The following is a 19239-nucleotide window of genomic DNA, read 5'->3' as shown; positions in this document are numbered from 1 at the left end:
TCGATGCCGCCTTCCGTTATTCGAGACGCCCCGGGTGAGGACGCGCCGCGCGCGCGCGTCCTCCTGGTGGACGACACGCCCGCCAACCTGCTGTCCCTGGAAGCCATCCTGGAGCCGCTTGGCCAGGAGCTGGTGCTGGCCCGCTCCGGCGAGGAGGCGCTGCGCGAGCTGCTGCGAGGAGAGTTCGCCTGCATCCTCATGGATGTGCAGATGCCAGGGCTGAATGGGTTGGAGACGGCGCATCTCATCCGGGCGCGCGAGCGCACGCGCTACCTGCCCATCCTCTTCATTACCGCGTTGAGCCGCGAAGCGGCCTTCGTCACCCGGGGCTATGCCCAGGGGGCGGTGGACTACCTGCTCAAGCCCGTGGACCCGGACATCCTGCGCGCCAAGGTGCAGGTCTTCGTGGCGCTGTACCTGCGCGGCGAGGAGGTGAAGCGGCAGGCGGTGGAGCTCGCGGAGCGGCGCCGGTCTGAGGAAGCGGCGCAGCGGGCCTCCGAACTGGAGCAGCAGCTCATGGGCATCGTCGGCCATGACATCCGCACGCCCCTCTCCGTCGTGCTGACGACAGCGAAGAGTCAGCTCGCCAGTGGCGCGTTGGAGCCGGCGCAGCAGAAGGCGTTCGAGCGGGTGGCGCGCAGCGGCGAGCGCATCCAGCACATCGTGGACCTGCTCACGGACTTCACCCGCTCGCGGCTGGGGGGCGGCATCCCCGTCATACCTCGGGCGGGCGACCTCAACGAGCTGTGCCGCGAGGTGGTGGACGAGCTGCAGGTGGCCCGGCCGGGTCGCGTCATCCGGTGCGACTTCTCACACGACAGCCTGCACGGCGTCTGGGACCTGGAGCGCATGGGGCAGGTGGTGGCCAACCTGCTGGACAACGCCTTGAAGTACAGCCCGGAGCCGTCCGCCGTCCGCCTCTCCACCTGGGAGAAGCCGGACGCCGTCTTCCTGGAGGTCCACAACGAAGGCGCGCCCATTCCTCGCTCGCTGCTGCCGCACCTGTTCGAGCCCTTCCAACGGGGCGAGGACTCGCGGGAGCGGGCCCGCACCAGCCTGGGCCTGGGGCTCTACATCGCCCGGGCCGTCGTGGAGGCGCACCGGGGGCGGCTGACGGTCCGTTCCTCGGCAGCCGACGGCACGACCTTCCGGCTCTGCCTGCCCCGGCGGGCGGACGTGCGGTTGCCCGCCAGGGGTGCGAGCGACGCGGGGACCTCCCCCGCGCCCATGACGGCGTGACGCGCCGTCACTTCACCACGGTGCAGACGCCGCCGCCGTTGAGGTGGGCCTGATCCACCACGCTCTGGGTGATGAACTCCTGGAGCGTGCGCACGTCGAACGCGCCAGGCTGGTAGATGACGGGCTGGCCCTGGGCGTCGCGCAGTTCGTTGCCGTCGCGGCCCCGGAGGTCGGTGAGCTCCTGCGTGGCGAGCCCCTCGGGGGTGATGACGTGGTCCTCGCCCGCGGTGGCGGCGATGGCCTCGAAGCGCAGCTGCACGCCCCGGTGCGTGCCCAGCCGGTCGTAGAACATGTGCTCGGCGTGGATGGTGACCTCGGGCCGGGCCACGGAGCCCTCGGGGACGATGATGCCCTGCGTTCCGTCCGCGCCGTTGATGCAGTTGTTCATCAGCGCGTTGACGGGGAAGCCCATGCGGAAGCGCAGCACGGGCTCGCTCTGCTTCGTCGCGTGGCCTTCCACGAAGTAGCTGAAGCCGCGCTCGCGCATCATCGCGAGGTCCTCCGCGGAGACCTGCCCGTCCGCCAGCTCGGTGCGCGCTTCGGGTGGGCTCACCCGGAAGCCCACGTCCCAGCGGCCCGCCGGAACGCCCGTCAATTCCACCAGGGGAATGTCGCCCTTCTGCACGTCCACCAGCACGTGGCGGCTGCTGCTGTGGGTTTCGCCAGACGCGGAGGTGAGGGTGACGTCGCCCAGCGACACCAGGTAGCGGGTGAACTGGATGGACCAGCCATCCTGGAAGAGCGTGTCCGGGAGTCCTCGCTGCGTGCCATCACCCCCACTCATCGTGACCTGGACGTCGCCCGTGGCCACGTTGTCACAGGCCGTTCCCGCCAGGCCCCAGACCACCAGGGTCGCACACCACCACTTCCGGGACATCCGCCGCTCCGTGTTCATGCAATAGATGGTTAATTGCAACATGGTTGCGAGTCAATCAGGTCGTGGTGTATCTGAGGTGTGGATGCAACCCGGATGCATGAACTCCGCCCCAGGGCGGGCCGCTCCGGAACCTAGTGAGGTCATCACCCGTGTGGATTCCGACTCTGGTGCTCTGCGTGCTGAGCGCCACGGGCGAGTTGCCCGTGACTCCACCCGTTCCGCTGGATGCGCCTGGGCCCGTGCTGCCCGCTGAGGTGCCTCCGCCCGAGGTGCCCGCCACCGTCCTGCTGCGGCTCACCATCGACCGCATGGGCGAGGTATCCCAGGTGGAGGTGCGGCAGTCCGCTGGCGTGGCGTTTGATCGCGCCGCGATGAGTGCCGCGCTGCGCTGGCGGTTCCAGCCGGCACGGCGCGGCGAGGAGCCCATCGACGTGCGGGTGGATGTGCCCGTCACCTTCGTGCCGCCGGTCCATGGCCACCACATCGAGCCTGTGGCTTCCGGACATGACGGGGCGGATGCGCCTCCGAACGAGGCGGTAGCGCACGCTCCGGGAGATGCGCATGACCCAGGTGGCGCCGTGTCGGGGACGGAAAGCCCGCCAGCCGCGTCGGCGGGGACGAGCCAGGGCGCCTCTGGGACGGAGCACTCGGAGCCTCTCGGGCCCGTGGCGCCGCAGCCACCATCCTTCTCCACCACGGTCCGTGGCGCCTCCCAGGCACCGCCGCCGGTCGCCGTGGGCGACTTCCACATTCCGGTGGGACAGCTCGCGGACGTGCCGCGCCGCTCCGCGTCCGACCTGATGTTGCTGGCGCCCGGCGTCATGCTGGCCAACCACGGCGGCGAGGGCCACGCGGAGAGCATCTACATCCGAGGCTTCGACGCGGGAGAGGGCAAGGACGTGGAGTTGCGCCTCAACGGCGTCCCGCTCAACGAAGTGTCCCACGCGCACGGCCACGGGTACGCGGACACGTACTTCATCATCCCGGAGCTGGTGGAGTCCCTGCGCGTCACCGAGGGGCCCTATGACCCATCCCAAGGCGACTTCGGCGTGGCGGGCACGGTGGAGTACCAGCTCGGGCTGGCGCGGCGCGGACTCACCGCGTCCCTCTCCACGGGCAGCTACGCCGCGCGGCGGCTGTCCCTGCTCTGGGGGCCGCCGGAGGCCAGTGACGCCACCTTCGTGGGACTGCTGCTGCGTCAGGGCCACGGCTTCGGCCCCAACCGCTCCTACGCCAACGCGGGCATCATGGCGCAGGTAGAGCTGCGCGTCGGCGACGAGTCACGGCTGCGCCTGTTCGGCACCAGCTATGGCTCGCGCTTCGCATCGCCGGGCGTGGTGCGGGAGACGGACGTGGTGGACTCCCGGATGCCGTGCGCTCCAGATTCGGACTCGCAGTTCTTCTGCTCCTACGGCCCCAACCAGGGCGGGGCGGGGCAGCGCCACATCCTCTTCGCTGAACTCCAGTCACGGCTGAAGCGCGGCGGGCGCTTCGTCCAGCAGGGCTACGTCATCCTGCGGCAGACGCGCATCCGCGACAACTTCACGGGCTTCCTGCTGGACACCAATCCGCCGGACGGAGCGCGCCAGCGCGGTGACAACACGGAAGGGTACTACCGCGGCTCCACCCTGGGCCTGCGAGGTCGCTACACGCCGGGGCTCACGCTGCTGGGACAGCCGCAGCCGCTGGAGCTCGGCTACGTGGCCCGCTACGACGACGTGCGCACGCGCTCGCGCCGGCTGAGGGACAGCGGCGGTGTGCCCTACGCCACCGTCTTCGACAACCAGGTCCGCACCACGAACCTCGGGGCCTACGCTTCGTTGCGAGTCGCCCCTGTGTCGTGGCTCACCCTGCGCGGCGGCGTGCGCCTGGACACCTTCCTCTTCGGCGTGGATGACCACAACCGGCCCACCGCGGACCGCGATGGTCCCCGCCTCTCCGACGAGTCCCTGGAGGCCTACGGCTTCTTCGCCAGCCCGCGCGCCTCCGCCGAGCTTCGCCTGACGCCCCGCCTCACCTGGCTCACCAGCGCGGGCCTGGGCGCGCGCTCCAGCGACGCCGCTGCGCTGTCCGACGCGGAGCTGGCGCCCTACGCCCGCGTTGCCTCGGGCGAGACGGGACTGGGCTGGCGGCTGGACGGGCCGTTGGCGCTGGAGGCACGCGGCGCCTTCTTCGCCACGCGCGTGTCGCAGGACTTCGTGTTCGACGAGACGGTGGGCCGCAACCAGCCCGTGGGTGCATCGCAGCGGTTGGGCGCCTTCGTCAGCGCGCGTGGGACGTTGCAGGACCGGGTGGACATCCAGGCCTCGCTGGCCTGGGCGCGCGCCACGCTGCCGGTGCCCGGGGCCTCGGCGTGGAAGCTGTGGGATGGGACGGTGATGCCCTACATCCCGGAGCTGCTGGGCCGCGTGGACGCCTCGCTGCGAGGCACCACCCGCGTAGCGGGTCAGCAGGTGGACTGGAACGTGGCCCTGGGGCACAGCGCCATTGGTCCTCGGCCCCTGCCGCTGGACCGCTACAGCGCGCCCATCTTCCTGTTCGACGTGGGCACACGGGCCCGGTGGAAGGCAGTGGAGGTGGGCCTGTCGGTGGAGAACCTGCTCGACACGCGCTGGCGCGAGTCGGAGTTCAACTACGTGTCCAACTTCCGCGGTCCGGATGCGCCCCCATCGCTGATGGCCACCCGTCACTTCACCGCGGGCGCGCCCCGCACCTTCATGGGCACGCTCACCCTGCACCTGGACCTCCAGGAGGACTCGCCATGACGTCCCCGCTGCACACCACCCGCCGCGCCTTCACGTGGATGCTGGGCACCGCGCTCGTGGGAGGCGCGTCCGCGTGTGGCCTCTCCGGCACGGGAGGCCGCGGCGTCACCTTCCGCATGGGCCTGCGCACCGCGAAGGCACCCGGGGAAGAATCGCTCGGCGAGTTCACCACCGACACGGGCTGGCGCATCCGCCTTTCGTCCGGGGTGATGGTGTTGGGGCCCATCTACATCTTCGAGAATGCCTCGCCGCTGGAGCCCACGGCCTCGGCGCCGCGCGTCCTGCGACGGCTGGGACAGTGGTTGCTGCCCACCGCGCACGCCCACGACGGGCACTTCTTCTCCGGAGGTACGGTGCTGGGCGAGTGGGACCGCGAGGTGGTGTTCGACCTGCTGGGGGAAGCGGGTGAGGTGCGGGAGCTGGGGCGCTCGCCGGGCATCGCCGGGCTGGCGCGCTCCTTCTCGCTGCTGCTCCAGCCGCCGTCCCGGGCCCTGGGCGCGGAAGGGGCGGCGCTGGGAGGTCGGTCGATGATTCTGGAAGGAACCGCCTCCCGGCAGGAGACGCACGTCCCGTTCCGGGTGGCCCTGGACTTCCCGCCGCCCGTCGAGCTGCAACGCGTGGACTTCGTGCCCATCGCGGCGGAGCTCGACGAGGGTGGCCGCTTCGTCGTGGAGGTGCAGCCGCACCGCTGGTTCGAGGGCACGCACTTCGACCGCGTGACGATGCCCGAGGGCGGCGAGGTGGTGGACCTGACGCCCGACACGCAGGTGTACCGGGCGCTGACGCTCAACGTGCGCCGCTACACGGCCTTCGCCGGGACGTGGGAGCCCGCCTGACGCGCGTTCAGCGCGAGCCCTGCGGCACGGGCGTGGCGCCCTGGCTGGCGCCGCGCACCACCACCAGCCAGACGAGCGACACGCCCATCCACGCCGCGCACAACGCGGTCCAGCTCTGCGGCGCGGAGGCGTGCATCAGCCACCACGTCACCGCCGCCCCCATGGCGAGCACCCGCCCCAGCTCCAGTGGAAGGCTCCAGCGCCGTGACTCCAGCATCCCGCTCCACGCGGTGGCCATGGCCCAGAAGAGCAGGCTGAGCACCAGCTTCTGCCAGCCGGACAGGGGCGAGGCGTGGTGGCTCACCAGCAGCATAAAGGGCATCGCCGCCAGCAACTGGAACACGAGGTAGCCCCGGACGCCGGGCAGCTCGGTGGACTGGAACTTCAGCTCCACGCCGTCCTTTTGCCAGCCCACGGAGGGGCGCGGCGGCAGGTCCGCGGGGCGCCAGCCGGTGGGCATCACCCAGATGCGCAGCCGGTCCCAGTGGCTCTTGGTGGCCACCGCGTCGCTGACCAGCTTCCCCCATGCCTGGAAGTTGATGACGGTGGGGTCCCAGGTGTTGGGCGGGGAGGTGAGGCCGTAGGAGCACGCCTCCTTCTCCTCCTCGAAGGTGCCGAACAGCTTGTCCCAGATGATGAGGAAGCCCGCGTAGTTCTTGTCGATGTAGACGTCATTGCGCGCGTGGTGGACGCGGTGGTGCGACGGCGTGTTGAGCCAGGACTCAATCCACCGGGGCATCTTCGGGATGACGCGCGTGTGGGGGATGAACTGGAGCACCAGGTGGAAGGCCACCATGGCCAGCACGGCCTCGGGCGGGAAGCCCACCAGCACCAGCGGCCAGTAGAAGAGGAACGAGAAGAGGCGCTGCGTCACGCTCGCGCGCAGGGCCACCGCGTAGTTGAGCTCCTCGGTGGAGTGGTGCGGCGAATGGGCGGCCCAGCCGATGTTGGTGCGGTGCCCGAAGCGATGGAACCAGTAGAAGAGGAAGTCCACGCCCAGGAAGAGCGCCATCAGCTCCAGCGGCGAGGACACACCCAACTGCCAGGGCGCGAACTGCCCCAGTTGGATGAAGAGCGGGAGCACCAGCAGCGCCACCGCCACGTTGACGCACTGGTTGAGCACCGCGGTGCCCATGCTCGCGATGGAGTCCTGGAAGGCGTAGTACCCGTTGCGTCGAATGACGCAGTAGGCGAATTCCCCCAGCGCCAGGACGATGACGAAGGGGGTGGCCACGGCGTAGACGTTGATGCTCATGCCGCCGGTGTATGGCGCCCGGAGGAAGGCCGCCTTAACCTGGGTTAAGCCCAGGTGCCTTCCGCTTGAGATACCCGAAGCTCTTCGAGCACATCACCGCGCTCGCGCCGCTTCCCGCCAGCGAATGGCTGAAGGCGGAAGCGTTGGCGCGGGAGCAGGCGCTGGACAAGCGGGCGCTCTTCCTGCGGCCGGGCGACTCCGCGGACCGCTTCGGGCTGGTGCTCCAGGGCGTCTTCCGCGCGGTGCGCGTCTCCGCTCGCGGCGAGGAGTCCATCAAGGCCTTCCGCGCCGAGGGCGAGTTCATTGGCGCCTACGCGGAGATGTTGCAGGGCCAACCCTCCATGACGGCCATCGAGGCGCTGGAGCCGGGCCGCGTGCTGGCATTCCAGGCGCATGACCTTCAATCGCTGGAGGCCGGGCATCCCTGCTGGGCCCAGCTCGCCCGGCGGGTGGCGGAGCGTCACTACATCCTGAAGGAGCGCCGCGAGCAGGAGTTCCTCGACCTGTCCGCGGAGGAGCGCCTGGAGCGCTTCTGGCAGGAACATCCCCACCTGTACGGGCGTGTCCCTCAGCGGGACGTCGCGGCCTACCTGGGCATCACCGAGGTGGCCTTGAGCCGCATCGTGTCACGCCGCCGCAAGCGGGCGGAGTGAGCGCGGCGGCGCGGTCCATGGTTTCATCGAAGGCCGACCGCCATGTCCTCCCTCCCAGCCTCGCAGGACCTCCCGCAGCGGCCGTTGACCCGTGAAGATGCCCGGACGCTTACGCTGGCGGCGCTGGGTGGCGCGCTGGAGTTCTACGACTTCATCATCTTCGTCTTCTTCACCAAGGTCATCGGCGAGCTCTTCTTCCCGCCCGATACGCCTGAGTGGCTGCGACAGCTTCAGGCCTTCGGACTGTTCGCCGCGGGCTACCTGGCGCGCCCGCTGGGCGGCATCGTCATGGCGCACTTCGGAGACCGGGCGGGCCGCAAGCGCATGTTCACGTTGAGCGTGTTCATGATGTCGGTGCCCACGCTGCTGATTGGCCTGCTGCCCACCTATGAGACGGCGGGCTACGCGGCGCCCCTGGCGCTGCTCCTGCTTCGCGGGGTGCAGGGCGCGGCGGTGGGCGGTGAAGTCCCGGGGGCCTGGGTCTTCGTGTCGGAGCACGTGCCCACGCGCAGGGTGGGGCTGGCGTGCGGAACGCTCACCGCGGGCCTCACGTTCGGAATCCTGCTGGGCTCGCTGGTGGCCACGGCGGTGAATTCGCTGCTGGGCCCCGAGCAGGTGAATGCCTACGGCTGGCGAGCGCCCTTCGTCATCGGCGGCGTGTTCGGCTTCCTGGCGGTGTTCCTTCGCCGATGGCTGGCGGAGACGCCCGTCTTCGAGGAGCTGCGGCGGCGCAAGGCGCTGGTGCGGGAGCTGCCGCTCAAGGCCGTGCTGCGAGGCCACGGTGGCACCGTGGTGATGTCCATGCTGCTCACCTGGGTGCTCACCGCCGGCATCGTGGTGGTCATCCTGATGACGCCCACGTTGATGCAGACCCTGCACGCAATCACCGCCACGCAAGCGCTGGTCGCCAGCAGCGTGGCCACGCTGAGCCTCACGTTCGGCTGCGTGGCGTATGGCCTGCTCGCGGACCGCGTGGGCGTGGGGCAGTCGCTGGGGCTGGGCTGCGCGTTGATGCTCTCGGCGACGTATGCGCTGTACCTGGGCGTGGCGTCGTCGCCGGAGGCGCTGGTGTCGCTGTCCGCGCTGGCGGGCTTCTGCGTCGGCGTGGTGGGCGTGGTCCCCACCGGCATCGTGCGCGCCTTCCCCGCGGCGGTGCGCTTCTCGGGGCTCTCCTTCTCATACAACATGGCCTACGCCATCTTCGGCGGGCTCACCCCGTTGGTCGTCACCTTGATGATGAAGGCGTCGCCCCTGGCGCCCGCGCACTACGTGGCGGCGGTGAGTGTCATGGGCGTGGGGATTGCGCTGCACCTGCTGCGCGCGGGGCGGGGTTCGGCGCTGCACCCCGCCACCGAGCGCTGACTCAGTAGCGTTCGAAGACGAAGGTGAACGTCTCCCGCTCCGTCGGGCCGAAGGTGAGCCGGAGGAAGCGGTCGCCGCCGGGCGCGGTGAACTTCAGCGTGTGGGTGATGGCGGGCAGGCAGACGGGCCGGGCGGGCTCCAGCGCGGTGGCGATAGCGTCCTCGCCTTCCGTCGTGTCGTGCACCGCCACCGGGATGGGGTGGTTGAGGTACAGGATGACGGGCTCGTCCCGGCTCTCTCCCGACACGACTTCCGTGTAGCCCAGAAAGGACGTGCCGCTGGCGGGGAGCGTCAGGCCGTAGAACTCGTGCGAGGTATCCGTCGCGGGGTAGATGGTGGGGGAGGCGCTCGCGGTGACGGGTACCGGGCTCTCCAGCAGTGCGTGGGCGCAGGCGTGTTCGGTGGTGCCGTCGCGCCGGCCGGTGGTGAAGTCCAGCTGCCCATCACCAAGTCCCGCGTGCGACGTGTCCACTGCGTGGCCCTCCGCGCCGCGTAGCGCGCCGAGCTCCAGGGTGTACGCCGTCTCCTCCTCCAGCGGTGGCAGGTCGGATTCGGGCCGGGGGATGGCGACCGAGAGCGTCAGGCCATCCTCGGACCAGGTGCCCGTCAGCGTGCGAGCGGCATTGGCCGGCGTCGTCCGGTCGACGAGCGTGACTTCCGCCGCCGTGGTGTCCATGGGCGTGTCGAAGGTGAGCGTGACGAGCTTGCGCACTCCGGTGGTCGTCGCATCCGCCTTGAACAGCTCCACGGGCAGGACGTTCGTCTCTCCCTCCGAGGGCGTGGAGCCGATGACCGTGGGGCCCTGGACCGAACCCGCGTCGGGCTGTGTTCCGGCATCGGGCTCCCTGCCCGCATCAGGTTCGCTCCCCGCGTCTGGACGGGTGCCCGCGTCCGGCGTCGGAGGGACGGGGTCGTCATTGTCACAGCCGGCCAGAGCCAGCAGGGCGCACGTGGCGAGCAAGGTGGTGGTGGCGACGGTTCGCATCGGAGGGCCTTGGTGAGGTGGTGCGGGGAGAAGGTCCGGAGCGCCCCCGAGGTGAGCGGGGCGCCCCGGTGGAGGGGCTGCGGTGATGCCCAGGTCACCCCGAGGGTGACGGGCTAGCAGTTGAAGATGGCGGGGTTGGTGTCGTCGCAGTCGAAGCGTTGGGTGACGTAGCCCGCGGGCGCCTCACACGCGAAGCGGTAGAGCGGGCTGTTGGCGCCGTAGCCATCTCCGTCCGCGTCCCGGTAGTAGCGGCCGCGGTTGTCAAACAGGTACTCGGGCACCATGCCGACCGAGGTGGTGGGCGCGGTGATGTTCAGCTCGTAGGTGTGGCCAACCGTGAGGTCGAACACCCGCGCGTGGTGCAGCGTGCAGGTGCCCTCGGTGATGCCGTTGGTGCTGACCAGCGCGGTCAGCGTGACGTTGGGCGTGACGCTCTTGTCCACGGCGGTGATGGTGACGTTCTGCGTGGCGTAGAACGCGACGGACTCCACGGTGGAGCCCGCCGAGGCCCTGGCCACGGGGATGTACGTCACCTTGCCGGTGCCGCTGCCGGACAGCGTCACGGTGTAGTGCTTGTGCTGGGTGCTGATGTCGGGCGCCCCCGTGACGCCATTCACGTTCACGTTGTCGCCAGGGTTGGATGCATGGGCGCACGCGTGCGTCGTCATGGCCGTGTTGTCCACGCTGGCGCAGGTGGCCTCCAGGGGCTGCTCCTGCTCCGACGTGAAGTCCTGCCCTGTGTCGTCCATGGGGCCGCAGGCGGCCAGCACCAGGCCGAGGAATGCACTGCAAAGGGGCCGCTGGGTCAGCTTCATGATGAGGCTTCCTTTCGTGAGCCGGGCCCCGCGAGTCGCGGGCACCGGCAGTCCTCACTCATGATGCAATAGCAACTTAATTGCAATAACGCGAGAGGTCGGTTCGCCCCGGATGCGTTACTGCACGTGCTCGATGACCATGTGGAGTTCGGGCAGCGACGTGGGGCCGAGCTGGAGCGTGTACTGGACGCGGTCCGCCAGTTCGTAGCCGACCATGTGCTTCAGCCCGTCGCAGAAGCCGCCGGTGGCCTGGGCGCCGGCCTGGGGCACGGTGGTGCTGATGGCCGTCTCGGTGAGGGTGACGGGCACGTCCGGGTTGCTCAGGTAGACGACGAAGTTGCCGGTGGCGAAGGCCTTGTAGCTGAACGTCCCCACGTACTGGCTGTTCTCCGGGAGGAGCTTCACCGTGTAGTAGGTGTGGAAGTCGTCCACGCGGGGATGACGGGCGGTGGTGGCGTTGACGGTGACGAAGGGACCGTTCGTCACGTGCCAGCAGGCGTGCTCGCCGTCGTCACCGAAGTCGAAGCCGTCGCCAGGGACGTGGTTCGGGTCCGGCACGCAGGCCAGGCCATCATCGGCGGCCACGTAACCCTTGTTGCAGTGGCACCAGTCGCCCGTGGGCTCCCGGTGGATGTGGCCGTTGGGCTCGCAGGGGTCGCCGGGCTCGATGGGGGCGGGGTCTTCGTCACCACCACAGGCGACGGCCGCCGCGGCACACGCGGTCAGGAAGAGGACTCGGAGGGTCGGGCGCATGAGGTGCTTCATATGTGTTTCTCGGGTTCAAATGCAACTGAAGTGCATTTGTGTCCATGTGCGCACGGACGAAGGCCCACGGCGGGAGGAGGAAGCTCCCGCCGTGGGCCTTCAAGACGCTCCGCGGGTCAGGTCAGTGGTGGTGACCCGCCTCCTCGATGATGAGGGTGAAGGCGGCGTTGGAGGGGAGGATGGAGCGGAACTCCAGGTAGTACTCGGTGTCGGCCTCGAGGTCCGCGATGTAGGCCGTCTTCAGGTTGGAGCAGACCTCGGTGGGGACGGTGTAGCGGCACTCGCGCGCCACCTCGGTGCCGGTGGCGGCCTCGAAGATGCGCAGGCCTCGCTGGCGCGACAGGATGAAGGCGAACTCACCCGACGCGTCCGGGAGGAACGAGACGCGGCCGGCGTAGTTGAACGGCGAGCGCTGCGGCAGGGTGACCTGGTAGGCGGTGTGGGCCTGGCTGACATCCACCAGGACGGGCGCGCCCAGGGCGGCGGCGGTGATGGGCTCGAAGGGGCCGTATTCGGCGTGGTAGCACGCGTGCTCCACGACGTGCTCCAGCTCCGCGGGCTCCTCGCAGGCGGGGAGGATGCTGAACAGGGCGTCCTCGCTGCTCTCCAGCGCGGCGGCCTCGGGCGCCACGGGGGACTCCTCCTCGACGGGGGTGCCGCAGCCGGCGATCAGGACGGCCACGCTGGTGGCGAGCAGGGACTGCTTGAAGGGGAACTCCAGCTTCATGGTGGTTGCTCCTTGGAGGGGTACTGCGGGGTGACAGGGGTGTGTGTTCAGGGCGTGGCGGGACGCAGGACGAGCCACGCGGCCACGACTTCGCCCGAGGCCCGGCGCTCGGGGGGCAGCTGCATGTGCGTGGCGTCCTCGCCGAGCCGCAGGTCGGCGGTGCGGCGGAAGGACTCCTGGAATGAGTCGCTGTCCGGGAAGGTGACGCGCGCGACGCAGCCGGCCGCGAAGCATCGAGGTGGCTCGGCCTGGACGGGCAGCACGTCGGCCTCCACCTGGGCATGCCACTTCGCCAGCGCCGCCCGGGCCTGCGCCGTCCAAGGCTCGTGGCTTTCGCCGGAGGCCGTCAGCTCCGCCAGCACCGCGTCGCGGCGGGCTTCAGGCGAGGAGTACGTGCCGCGCAGGGCCGTCACCAGCCGCAGGCGCTGGGCAGGGGGCGTGCGCCGGGAGCGTGCGGAGCGCTCTGCATCGGACGCCGAGGTGGGCCTGGATTTGATGAGGCGAGAGTCCGGCTGCGCGGGGGCGACAGGCGTGGAAGGCCGGGGCGCGACGGAGCGCGGCCGCGGTGTGGGGGCCTGGGCGAGCGGGGTGGAAGCCTCGAGTTCCGCGGCCTGGGACGGAAGCTCCACTGGCCGGTGAAGCCATGCCGCGACGGCGCAGGCCAACGCCAGTCCCGTGAATCCCATGCTCCAGATGAGTCGGCTCACGATGACGTGCCCTCCTTCGTGGCAGGACAGAGCTCTGCCGTCCCCGCCAGGTCCCCATTCCAGGAACGCTCGCGATAATGTGCCATCCTGATTCAGTTGCAATCAAGTTGCGTTTAAAGGGCGCAGCGGTGGCGTGGGGACGTGCGCGGAGGGGGAATCGCGCCGCGGGGTGGGTCTCTGGGGACCCTATGTTTCTTGTTTTTCAGGAAGGTTGGTTGCCGGTCACGAACCTCATCCACTAGGACCGTTGCACGTGCTTGGTCCGCGCGTGCGGCCGCCCCGCATGGCCGCCCCTCTCACGCCGAGGTCACTCCATGGGATTTCCGTCCTTCTTGTTGCGCGTGGTGGTGCTGGTCGTCCTGGCTGTTCCCACGTGGGCCCAGGCGGGCTCGTATCTGCGCGTCGTCAGCTGGAACCTGCGTCACGAGGGGTGGACCGCGGAGCAGACGTATCGCGAGGACGCGGAGCAGATCTGGCGGCAGTACGGCGCGAACAGCAATTCCAACAACGGCTGTGACCTGGTGTTCCTGCAGGAGGTGATGAATACCAGCGTGGTTCCGGCCATCGTGGCGGAGCTCAACGCGGTCTCCGGCGTGAAGTGGCGCTATGCGCAGACGCCGCTCATCGGGCGCTCGTCGTACAAGGAAATCTACGCGGTGCTGTACCGGGAGGACACGGTGTCACTGCTGTCATCCAGTGTGTACGAGGACACCGGCGACACGTTCGAGCGCGAGCCGCAAATCGTCCGCGTGCGGCACACGCCCACGGGCGCGGATTACACGTTCATCAACTGGCACACCGTCTGGGGCAATCCCTCCGACCGCGACGCCGAGGTGAAGCAATTCGGCGCGGTGTTCAAGGCGGTGCAGGACGCCAGCCGCACCGACCAGGACGTCATCCTGGTGGGGGACCACAACATGGCGTGCACGACGGCGTCCTGGGCGAACCTGGTGGCGCTGTCTCCCACGGTGGCCTGCAAGCTGAACGTCGCCACCACCATCAACCTCAGTGGTGGCTACGTGAATGCCTACGACCACTTCTGGATGCAGCCCGAATACGTGACGGAGTTCTCCTCGGCGGGGCGCGACTACATCGGGAACACGCGGGACTTCGTCACCCGCCTGTCGGACCATGCGCCCATCTACCTGACGCTGTATTCCGCCAGCGATACGGATTGAGACCTTGAAACGTCGCGCATGGGGTGTGGGGGGCGCCGCGCTGGTGTTGGCCGCGCTCGTGCTGTGGTGGCTGTGGCCCGCGGACGTCGCCGCGCCGGTGACGCCCGCGCGCGCGCCCGTTGTACGCACGAAAGCCCCAACCCCCGTGAGTCCGCCGCCGCCCGTGGAGCTGGAGCCCGCGCACTCAGAGGGACTGGTTCTGCGCGTGGTGCTGCAAGGGGATGTTCCCTTCCAGGGAGAGGCCCGCGTGGGCGAGGCCTCCATCTCCGACGCGGACCGGCACCTGTGGGAAGTGTCGAAGCGCGAGGGGCGCGAGGGCGCCGGGCCTGAGCGGCTGGAGGACCTGGCCAACGTGTTGGAGTGGCGGCCCGCGGAGGTGACGCCGTCCGCGACGGGGGGGACGTTGGGACCGGTGCTCGTTCCAGTGGTACCGCTCTACCGGGTGGTGGCCTGGGCAGCGGATGGAACGTTCTGGCTGGGCGACGTGGTGCTCGAGGAGGGGGGCACCACAGGTGTCGTGGAGGCCGTGCTGTCTGCTCGGGCGCCTACCGGTGTGCGGGTGCGGCTCGCGGGAGTGCGACCCGAGCATGGCCCGTTCTCACTTCGTGTGGTGCGTGGCGTATCCCGGGATGTTCGCGACGCGGAGCGCGCGAGCGAACTGTTGCCCGTGATTCGGCATGTCGCGCCGGATATCGCCTCCGCTCTCGCGGACGGTACGGCGCTTCCGTTCCCTGTGGGGAAGTCGCTGGAGTTGCGGCCATTGCCCACGGACCCCGCGGTGGGGTTGGTACTCCGGAGCGCGGCTGGCAGGGAAAGCGCGTGGGTGGAGGTGCCTCTGCGCGAGGGGCGTGTGGAGCCGGTGGTGCTGGACGTGGGTTCGCTCTTTCCCGAAGGCGTGGGGGAGGCGGTGACGCTGCGGGGGAAGGTGGAACTGGAAGGAACGTTCCGTCCACCGGAAGGCGCGAGGCTCCTGGGGAAGGGGGACGTGGAAATCCCTCTCACGCAGGATGGGCGCTTTGTCGTGTCGGGGCTGCCGTCCTGGGAGCCGTCCCGCTTCCGTGTCGAGGTGGCATCACCCGTGTCCAGACGTCCGGTGGCCGCGGCGGAACAGGCTTTCGATTTCAGGCCCGCGCCGGGTGTGCGGGACGCCGAGGTGACGTGGCGCGTGAAGGCCTACCGCTGGCTCGTGCTGCGCATGGATGCCGCCATGCGGGCACAGATAGAGGCACGGACCCAGAAGCCCTATCCCGTGTTCGTTCTCCAGCGGTGGCGCCACGAGAACCAGTGGGAGCTGGCTTCCGCCGGCGCCTACATCCAGGAAGAGGATGGGATGGCCGTGTCCATTCTGGAGCCGGGGCGCTATCGAGTGCTGGTGTCCTTCTCTGTTCACGAGGTCTACACCAGCACCGCCGCGGACGTGGGCGAGGACATGGTGGACGGCACCGTCACCTTCCAGGTGGATGTGGAGGGGAACGATTGCGAGGTGCTCGTCACGGATGGGCGCAAGCCGGTGTTCGGCGCGCGAGTCACCGCATCAAGTGACGTGAGCTCACTGCCTCCCGCGTGGGGACTCACGGATGCACAGGGACGTTGGCGGTTGGGGCGCGTGAGGCCGTTCGGCCTTCACCTGGAGGTGGAGGCGGAGGGATACGCGCCCTGGACAGGGGAAGTCGCCGAGGCCTGCCGACGAGGGGGCGAGGTTCGCGTCCAGCTTTAGGGGAGACCCCGCTCGCGGCGATGGCCACGAGCAGGGCCTGGGCAGCACACGTCAGGCCGCGTTGGCGGTGATGGCCATCAGCTCCGTGCGAGTACGCCTGGGCGCCGCGGCGGGCTCCAGCTCATCGGCCACCGGGGCGTCCGTCTCGCCCCCTTCGGTGGCCAGCTCCGGCGCGCGGTTCTTGCCGCCCAGGGCCTCCACCCACCCCTCCAGCAGGTCCATCAGCGCGCTGCGCTGCTCGCCTTCCAACGGCATCAGCAGCCGGGCCATGCGCTCCTGGACCACCGAGTCCGCCTGCTCCGCCAGGGCGCGGCCCTGTTCCGTGAGCCTCACCCGAACGCGCCGCCGGTCATGCCGCACGGAGCGCTCGCGCTGGACGAGCTGCGCGGCCTCCAGCCGGTCCAGCAGCCGACTCAGTCGGGGTGGGGCAATGCCGCCCAGCCGCTCCGCGAGGACGTTGACGGGAAGGAGGCTCTCCGCCTTCAGCCACCAGACGGCCTGGACCTCCATCGGGTCCAGCTCGGTATGGGGTAGGGCACCCAGGGGGCTGCCCAACGCACCGCAGCGCGCTACGTCGATGAGCAGATTCCTCAACCGCGCCACCTGCACCCGCACTTCCGCCGAGAGCTCGGACATATCCTGGTCGCCTCCGTCTCTCGGGCGTCGTCGTCCCTCCGACCGAGGAGTCCCGATGACCGCCCGTCTTCCAAGGGGGCAATGGCCCCGCCTGGGCGATCAACGGTCCGGCGCGGAAGGCATATCGGACCCACCGAAAGAAATGTGCGGGGCGCGGTCCGTTATGCGCCGCTGGCCTTCTTGCGCTGGGCCTTCGCCTTGGCGTGGGCCTTGTCGAAGCCCTCGTAGAAGCGCACGGCCTGCTCGCCCACCATCTGGATGTGCTGGTTGTTGAAGTAGGCGGTGACGGGCGCGGCCACCAGCGGCATGGCCCGCCCCATCGTCTGCATGCCGCCCTTCTCCAGCAGCATGGCGGCCAGCTTCCCCAGCACCTTGGGACCCGCGCGGGGCAGCGGGCCTAGGCCATTGGCGTAGCCGAACAAGTCCAGCATCTCCCCGCGTGCCCGCTCCGTCTTGAGGTTCACCTTGTAGAGGGTGGCCACGTCCGTGAGCAGGATGATTTGCAGGTACGCCATGAAGAGCAGGTCCGCCGGCAACGCCACCAGCCCGAACACCCCGCTCACCCCGCCCACCATGCTGGCGAGGTTCTTCTTCTCGTCCACGATGCGCTGGGCCAGCTCCCGCGGCGACGCCTGCGGGTAGCGCTTCTCCAGGGTCGTGATGCGCACACGCGAGCGCGCCACCTCCTGGAGGACGATGTCCGACAGCCGCGCCGAGCCGAGCTTCTTCAGCTCGGCCGGAGTCATCTTCTTCATGAAGGCCAGCCGCTCGGCCACGCTGTCGTAGAGACCCATCCTTCAATAACCCCGCTCGGACAGGTAGAGGTCCACCAGCGCGCCTTCTTCGTACCAGGCGTGCCGCATCTCCACGTTGAACCAGCGCGAGTCCGGCTTCGGACCGCGCACCTCCAGCTTCACCTGATTGGGAGAGGTGTCGATGATGGCCGCGCGCGCCTTGCACGCCGCGCCCGGGTCTTCGCCGTAGCCACCCTCGAGGCAGATCTCATCACCCACCGAAAGCCGGCGGGTGTACTCGGTGGCCAGGTAGAGGGCGTCGTCACATGAGCCCCGCGCGGAGGACGTGCCGAGCGCAGCGCATCGGTTCTGCGGGGGCGCCTTCACGACAGGGATGACCCCGTAGAGCGGGTCGTCGTTGTTCGGATCCGGACGGAAGGCCCCCGTGCCCGTACAACCTGTCAGCACCAGCGAGAGCGCGCCAGCGCTCACCCACGACCGCCTCATCGTATCGACTCCTCCGGGGCCCACGACCCCACCCTTTAAAGAAGGGGGGAGCATGGCAAAAGGCGTTCGATGGGGCAAAGCAGCCAGCGGACCGCTGCGGCGCCGGGCGTCAGGCCGAGCGGCGCTGCGGGCCCGGAATCTCCTTCGTCTGCCCGGGCACCACGCGGTTGTCCTTGTCCACGAACACCACGGTGGGCTTCCAGTTCGCCACCTCGGCTTCCTCCACTTCCGCGAAGGTGGCCAGGATGACCAGGTCGCCCGGCTTGTTCAGGTGTGCCGCCGCGCCGTTGATGCAGATGACGCCGCTGCCGGCCTCACCTTCCAGCGCGTAGGTCTCCAGGCGCGTGCCCTGGGTGACGTTCCAGACCGCGACCTTTTCGTTCTCCACGATGTCGGCGGCGCGAAGCAGGTCGCGGTCGATGGTGACCGACCCTTCGTAATCCAGGTCAGCCTGGGTCACGGTCGCGCGGTGGATTTTCGACTTGAAGAGGATGCGGCGCATGTGTGTCTCGACCTTGGAAAAGCGGCAAGGACGCCCCACCGTAACGTCTGAGGCGCCCTGGGACAACCCTGTGTTCAGTTCCCCTGCCCGCAGTGCAGGCAGGCGTCACTTAACGAAATTGACGAGCTGATTGAGACTCAGGGGAACGCTCTGGGATTCCGAGGTGAGCTTGCCGTCCAGGCGGACCTGCGCATTTCCGCCCGAGCGCAGGGCAAGGGCCGCGTTCGCCGCGCGAGCGAAGCTGATGGTGAGGGGCAGGGTGACCTGCTTCGTCCCGCTGCCGTCCAGCTTGCCCAGGTTGCCGGTGGACAGCGTGCCCACATCCGCGCCCGCCACCTTCAGCGCGCCCGTGATGCCGGCCACCGGCAGCGGGAAGCTGTTGCGGTTGGTAATCGACAACGGGAATTCCACGGTGGCGCCGGTCAGGGTGATGTCCTTGATGCGCGGCGCCTGGAAGGACACCTGCGGAATCTTGGGGACCTCGAAGGTGCCCTCCTTTGCCAGCGGGAAGCTCAGCACGCCCAGGGGCGTCTTCACGCCCAGCGTGCCCTGCGCCTTGAAGGCGGCCTTGTCCTGCTTGAGGAAGGTCTCCAGCACGGGGACCACGTCCGCGAACTTCACGTTGGCCGGGAAGACGAGCTCGCTCTTGCCGTTGGCCTTGAGCGCCAGTCCCGAGCGCGGCTTGCCGGCCACGACCTGCTTGCCCTCCACGAAGAAGGCGTAGTCCACCTCGGCCAGGTTCAACCCGAAGCCGTTGGGGTTGTTCAGCTCGTAGACCAGGTTGATGGTGGCGTCGGACAAGGACGCATCCGCGAGCCGGGCCGTCTTGAAGGAGAGGGTGGGCTTCTTGAAAGCCCCCTTCAGCATCTTCTGCAAGGCGGCGCAGCCGCTGAGCGTGGTGAGTCCAAGGACGGCCAGGACGAGAAGGGCACGTTTCATGGTGGGCATGGGCGTATCACCGGACGCCCCTTCTCCGCGC

19 protein-coding genes are annotated in these 19239 nt (G+C 69.2%); 7 read left to right on the top strand and 12 right to left on the bottom strand.

All coding sequences use genetic code 11. From position 1 onward, the window contains the following. Nucleotides 1-3 precede the first annotated feature (3 nt). Nucleotides 4-1239, top strand: coding sequence for a hybrid sensor histidine kinase/response regulator (locus tag FMP39_RS00775; protein ID WP_141588124.1), 1236 nt, complete (start codon nt 4-6; stop codon nt 1237-1239). 7 nt (nt 1240-1246) lie between these two features. Here the strand turns inward: FMP39_RS00775 and FMP39_RS00770 are convergent, their stop codons facing one another. Further along, entirely contained in the window at nt 1247-2158 is a 912-nt protein-coding gene (locus FMP39_RS00770) for a hypothetical protein (protein WP_141588123.1), read from the bottom strand. Between the two features lie 92 nt (nt 2159-2250). Between FMP39_RS00770 and FMP39_RS00765 the strand changes: the two genes are divergently transcribed. Together FMP39_RS00765 and FMP39_RS00760 are read left to right on the top strand one after the other, a co-directional pair. Continuing rightward, nucleotides 2251-4881: a TonB family protein gene (locus FMP39_RS00765; RefSeq protein WP_141588122.1), complete on the top strand. Its 2631-nt coding sequence runs from the start codon at nt 2251-2253 to the stop codon at nt 4879-4881. Next, nucleotides 4878-5717, top strand: coding sequence for a hypothetical protein (locus tag FMP39_RS00760; protein ID WP_141588121.1), 840 nt, complete (start codon nt 4878-4880; stop codon nt 5715-5717). The genes FMP39_RS00765 and FMP39_RS00760 overlap by 4 nt, the downstream gene beginning before the upstream one ends. Nucleotides 5718-5724: 7 nt before the next feature. On the opposite strand, the gene FMP39_RS00755 is transcribed toward FMP39_RS00760, so the two are convergent. Continuing rightward, the gene (locus FMP39_RS00755) at nt 5725-6972 is read right to left on the bottom strand and encodes a sterol desaturase family protein (protein ID WP_141588120.1); all 1248 of its coding nucleotides are present in this window, start codon (nt 6970-6972) and stop codon (nt 5725-5727) included. 65 nt (nt 6973-7037) lie between these two features. Here FMP39_RS00755 and FMP39_RS00750 point away from each other — a divergent pair, with 65 nt between their 5' ends. Both FMP39_RS00750 and FMP39_RS00745 read left to right on the top strand, forming a co-directional pair. Next, nucleotides 7038-7625: a Crp/Fnr family transcriptional regulator gene (locus tag FMP39_RS00750; RefSeq protein WP_141588119.1), complete on the top strand. Its 588-nt coding sequence runs from the start codon at nt 7038-7040 to the stop codon at nt 7623-7625. 42 nt (nt 7626-7667) lie between these two features. Continuing rightward, nucleotides 7668-8987, top strand: a complete 1320-nt coding sequence (locus FMP39_RS00745; RefSeq protein ID WP_141588118.1) for an MFS transporter — start codon at nt 7668-7670, stop codon at nt 8985-8987. Nucleotide 8988: 1 nt separating this feature from the next. Here the strand turns inward: FMP39_RS00745 and FMP39_RS00740 are convergent, their stop codons facing one another. The 5 genes from FMP39_RS00740 to FMP39_RS00720 all read right to left on the bottom strand — a co-directional run bounded on the left by FMP39_RS00740 (nt 8989) and on the right by FMP39_RS00720 (nt 12986). Then, on the bottom strand, nt 8989-9972 hold the full coding sequence (locus FMP39_RS00740; RefSeq protein ID WP_141588117.1) for an Ig-like domain-containing protein: 984 nt from the start codon (nt 9970-9972) through the stop codon (nt 8989-8991). Nucleotides 9973-10085: 113 nt separating this feature from the next. After that, nucleotides 10086-10787: a hypothetical protein gene (locus tag FMP39_RS00735; protein ID WP_228557530.1), complete on the bottom strand. Its 702-nt coding sequence runs from the start codon at nt 10785-10787 to the stop codon at nt 10086-10088. Between the two features lie 117 nt (nt 10788-10904). Further along, a complete protein-coding gene (locus FMP39_RS00730) occupies nt 10905-11540 on the bottom strand; it encodes a hypothetical protein (protein WP_228557529.1) in 636 nt (211 codons plus the stop codon). 133 nt (nt 11541-11673) lie between these two features. Next, entirely contained in the window at nt 11674-12279 is a 606-nt protein-coding gene (locus FMP39_RS00725; RefSeq protein WP_228557528.1) for a hypothetical protein, read from the bottom strand. A 47-nt stretch (nt 12280-12326) separates the two neighbouring features. After that, nucleotides 12327-12986: a hypothetical protein gene (locus FMP39_RS00720; RefSeq protein ID WP_228557527.1), complete on the bottom strand. Its 660-nt coding sequence runs from the start codon at nt 12984-12986 to the stop codon at nt 12327-12329. 314 nt (nt 12987-13300) lie between these two features. On the opposite strand from FMP39_RS00720, the gene FMP39_RS00715 reads away from it, so the two are divergent. Beyond that, nucleotides 13301-14164 carry a deoxyribonuclease I gene (locus tag FMP39_RS00715; protein WP_141588113.1) on the top strand — a complete coding sequence of 288 codons (864 nt, stop codon included), beginning with the start codon at nt 13301-13303 and terminating at the stop codon, nt 14162-14164. Nucleotides 14165-14168: 4 nt separating this feature from the next. Beyond that, nucleotides 14169-15881 carry a carboxypeptidase-like regulatory domain-containing protein gene (locus FMP39_RS00710; RefSeq protein WP_141588112.1) on the top strand — a complete coding sequence of 571 codons (1713 nt, stop codon included), beginning with the start codon at nt 14169-14171 and terminating at the stop codon, nt 15879-15881. Between the two features lie 51 nt (nt 15882-15932). Here the strand turns inward: FMP39_RS00710 and FMP39_RS00705 are convergent, their stop codons facing one another. The 5 genes from FMP39_RS00705 to FMP39_RS00685 all read right to left on the bottom strand — a co-directional run bounded on the left by FMP39_RS00705 (nt 15933) and on the right by FMP39_RS00685 (nt 19208). Beyond that, the gene (locus tag FMP39_RS00705) at nt 15933-16517 is read right to left on the bottom strand and encodes a MarR family winged helix-turn-helix transcriptional regulator (protein WP_141588111.1); all 585 of its coding nucleotides are present in this window, start codon (nt 16515-16517) and stop codon (nt 15933-15935) included. Nucleotides 16518-16678: 161 nt separating this feature from the next. Beyond that, nucleotides 16679-17311: an EcsC family protein gene (locus FMP39_RS00700; RefSeq protein WP_141588110.1), complete on the bottom strand. Its 633-nt coding sequence runs from the start codon at nt 17309-17311 to the stop codon at nt 16679-16681. 3 nt (nt 17312-17314) lie between these two features. Then, nucleotides 17315-17758 carry a hypothetical protein gene (locus tag FMP39_RS00695; protein ID WP_141588109.1) on the bottom strand — a complete coding sequence of 148 codons (444 nt, stop codon included), beginning with the start codon at nt 17756-17758 and terminating at the stop codon, nt 17315-17317. Nucleotides 17759-17867: 109 nt separating this feature from the next. Continuing rightward, nucleotides 17868-18260, bottom strand: a complete 393-nt coding sequence (panD, locus tag FMP39_RS00690; protein WP_090487788.1) for an aspartate 1-decarboxylase — start codon at nt 18258-18260, stop codon at nt 17868-17870. Nucleotides 18261-18365: 105 nt separating this feature from the next. Beyond that, on the bottom strand, nt 18366-19208 hold the full coding sequence (locus FMP39_RS00685; protein ID WP_090487790.1) for an LEA type 2 family protein: 843 nt from the start codon (nt 19206-19208) through the stop codon (nt 18366-18368). Nucleotides 19209-19239: the final 31 nt, after the last annotated feature.

The organism is Myxococcus sp. AB056 (assembly GCF_006547365.1).
Taxonomy (GTDB): Bacteria; Myxococcota; Myxococcia; order Myxococcales; family Myxococcaceae; genus Myxococcus; species Myxococcus virescens.
This window is presented reverse-complemented; position numbering and strand designations above follow the sequence as displayed.

What these genes read in the sequence shown, in the direction of transcription:
- FMP39_RS00735 (WP_228557530.1), bottom strand. Translation starts at nt 10,787, where the DNA reads ATGAAGCTGACCCAGCGGCCCCTTTGCAGTGCATTCCTCGGCCTGGTG.
- FMP39_RS00730 (WP_228557529.1), bottom strand. Translation starts at nt 11,540, where the DNA reads ATGCGCCCGACCCTCCGAGTCCTCTTCCTGACCGCGTGTGCCGCGGCG.
- FMP39_RS00770 (WP_141588123.1), bottom strand. Translation starts at nt 2,158, where the DNA reads ATGTTGCAATTAACCATCTATTGCATGAACACGGAGCGGCGGATGTCC.
- panD (WP_090487788.1), bottom strand. Translation starts at nt 18,260, where the DNA reads ATGCGCCGCATCCTCTTCAAGTCGAAAATCCACCGCGCGACCGTGACC.
- FMP39_RS00775 (WP_141588124.1), top strand. Translation starts at nt 4, where the DNA reads ATGCCGCCTTCCGTTATTCGAGACGCCCCGGGTGAGGACGCGCCGCGC.
- FMP39_RS00745 (WP_141588118.1), top strand. Translation starts at nt 7,668, where the DNA reads ATGTCCTCCCTCCCAGCCTCGCAGGACCTCCCGCAGCGGCCGTTGACC.
- FMP39_RS00685 (WP_090487790.1), bottom strand. Translation starts at nt 19,208, where the DNA reads ATGCCCACCATGAAACGTGCCCTTCTCGTCCTGGCCGTCCTTGGACTC.
- FMP39_RS00715 (WP_141588113.1), top strand. Translation starts at nt 13,301, where the DNA reads ATGGGATTTCCGTCCTTCTTGTTGCGCGTGGTGGTGCTGGTCGTCCTG.
- FMP39_RS00700 (WP_141588110.1), bottom strand. Translation starts at nt 17,311, where the DNA reads ATGGGTCTCTACGACAGCGTGGCCGAGCGGCTGGCCTTCATGAAGAAG.
- FMP39_RS00740 (WP_141588117.1), bottom strand. Translation starts at nt 9,972, where the DNA reads ATGCGAACCGTCGCCACCACCACCTTGCTCGCCACGTGCGCCCTGCTG.
- FMP39_RS00755 (WP_141588120.1), bottom strand. Translation starts at nt 6,972, where the DNA reads ATGAGCATCAACGTCTACGCCGTGGCCACCCCCTTCGTCATCGTCCTG.
- FMP39_RS00705 (WP_141588111.1), bottom strand. Translation starts at nt 16,517, where the DNA reads ATGTCCGAGCTCTCGGCGGAAGTGCGGGTGCAGGTGGCGCGGTTGAGG.
- FMP39_RS00695 (WP_141588109.1), bottom strand. Translation starts at nt 17,758, where the DNA reads ATGAGGCGGTCGTGGGTGAGCGCTGGCGCGCTCTCGCTGGTGCTGACA.
- FMP39_RS00725 (WP_228557528.1), bottom strand. Translation starts at nt 12,279, where the DNA reads ATGAAGCTGGAGTTCCCCTTCAAGCAGTCCCTGCTCGCCACCAGCGTG.
- FMP39_RS00760 (WP_141588121.1), top strand. Translation starts at nt 4,878, where the DNA reads ATGACGTCCCCGCTGCACACCACCCGCCGCGCCTTCACGTGGATGCTG.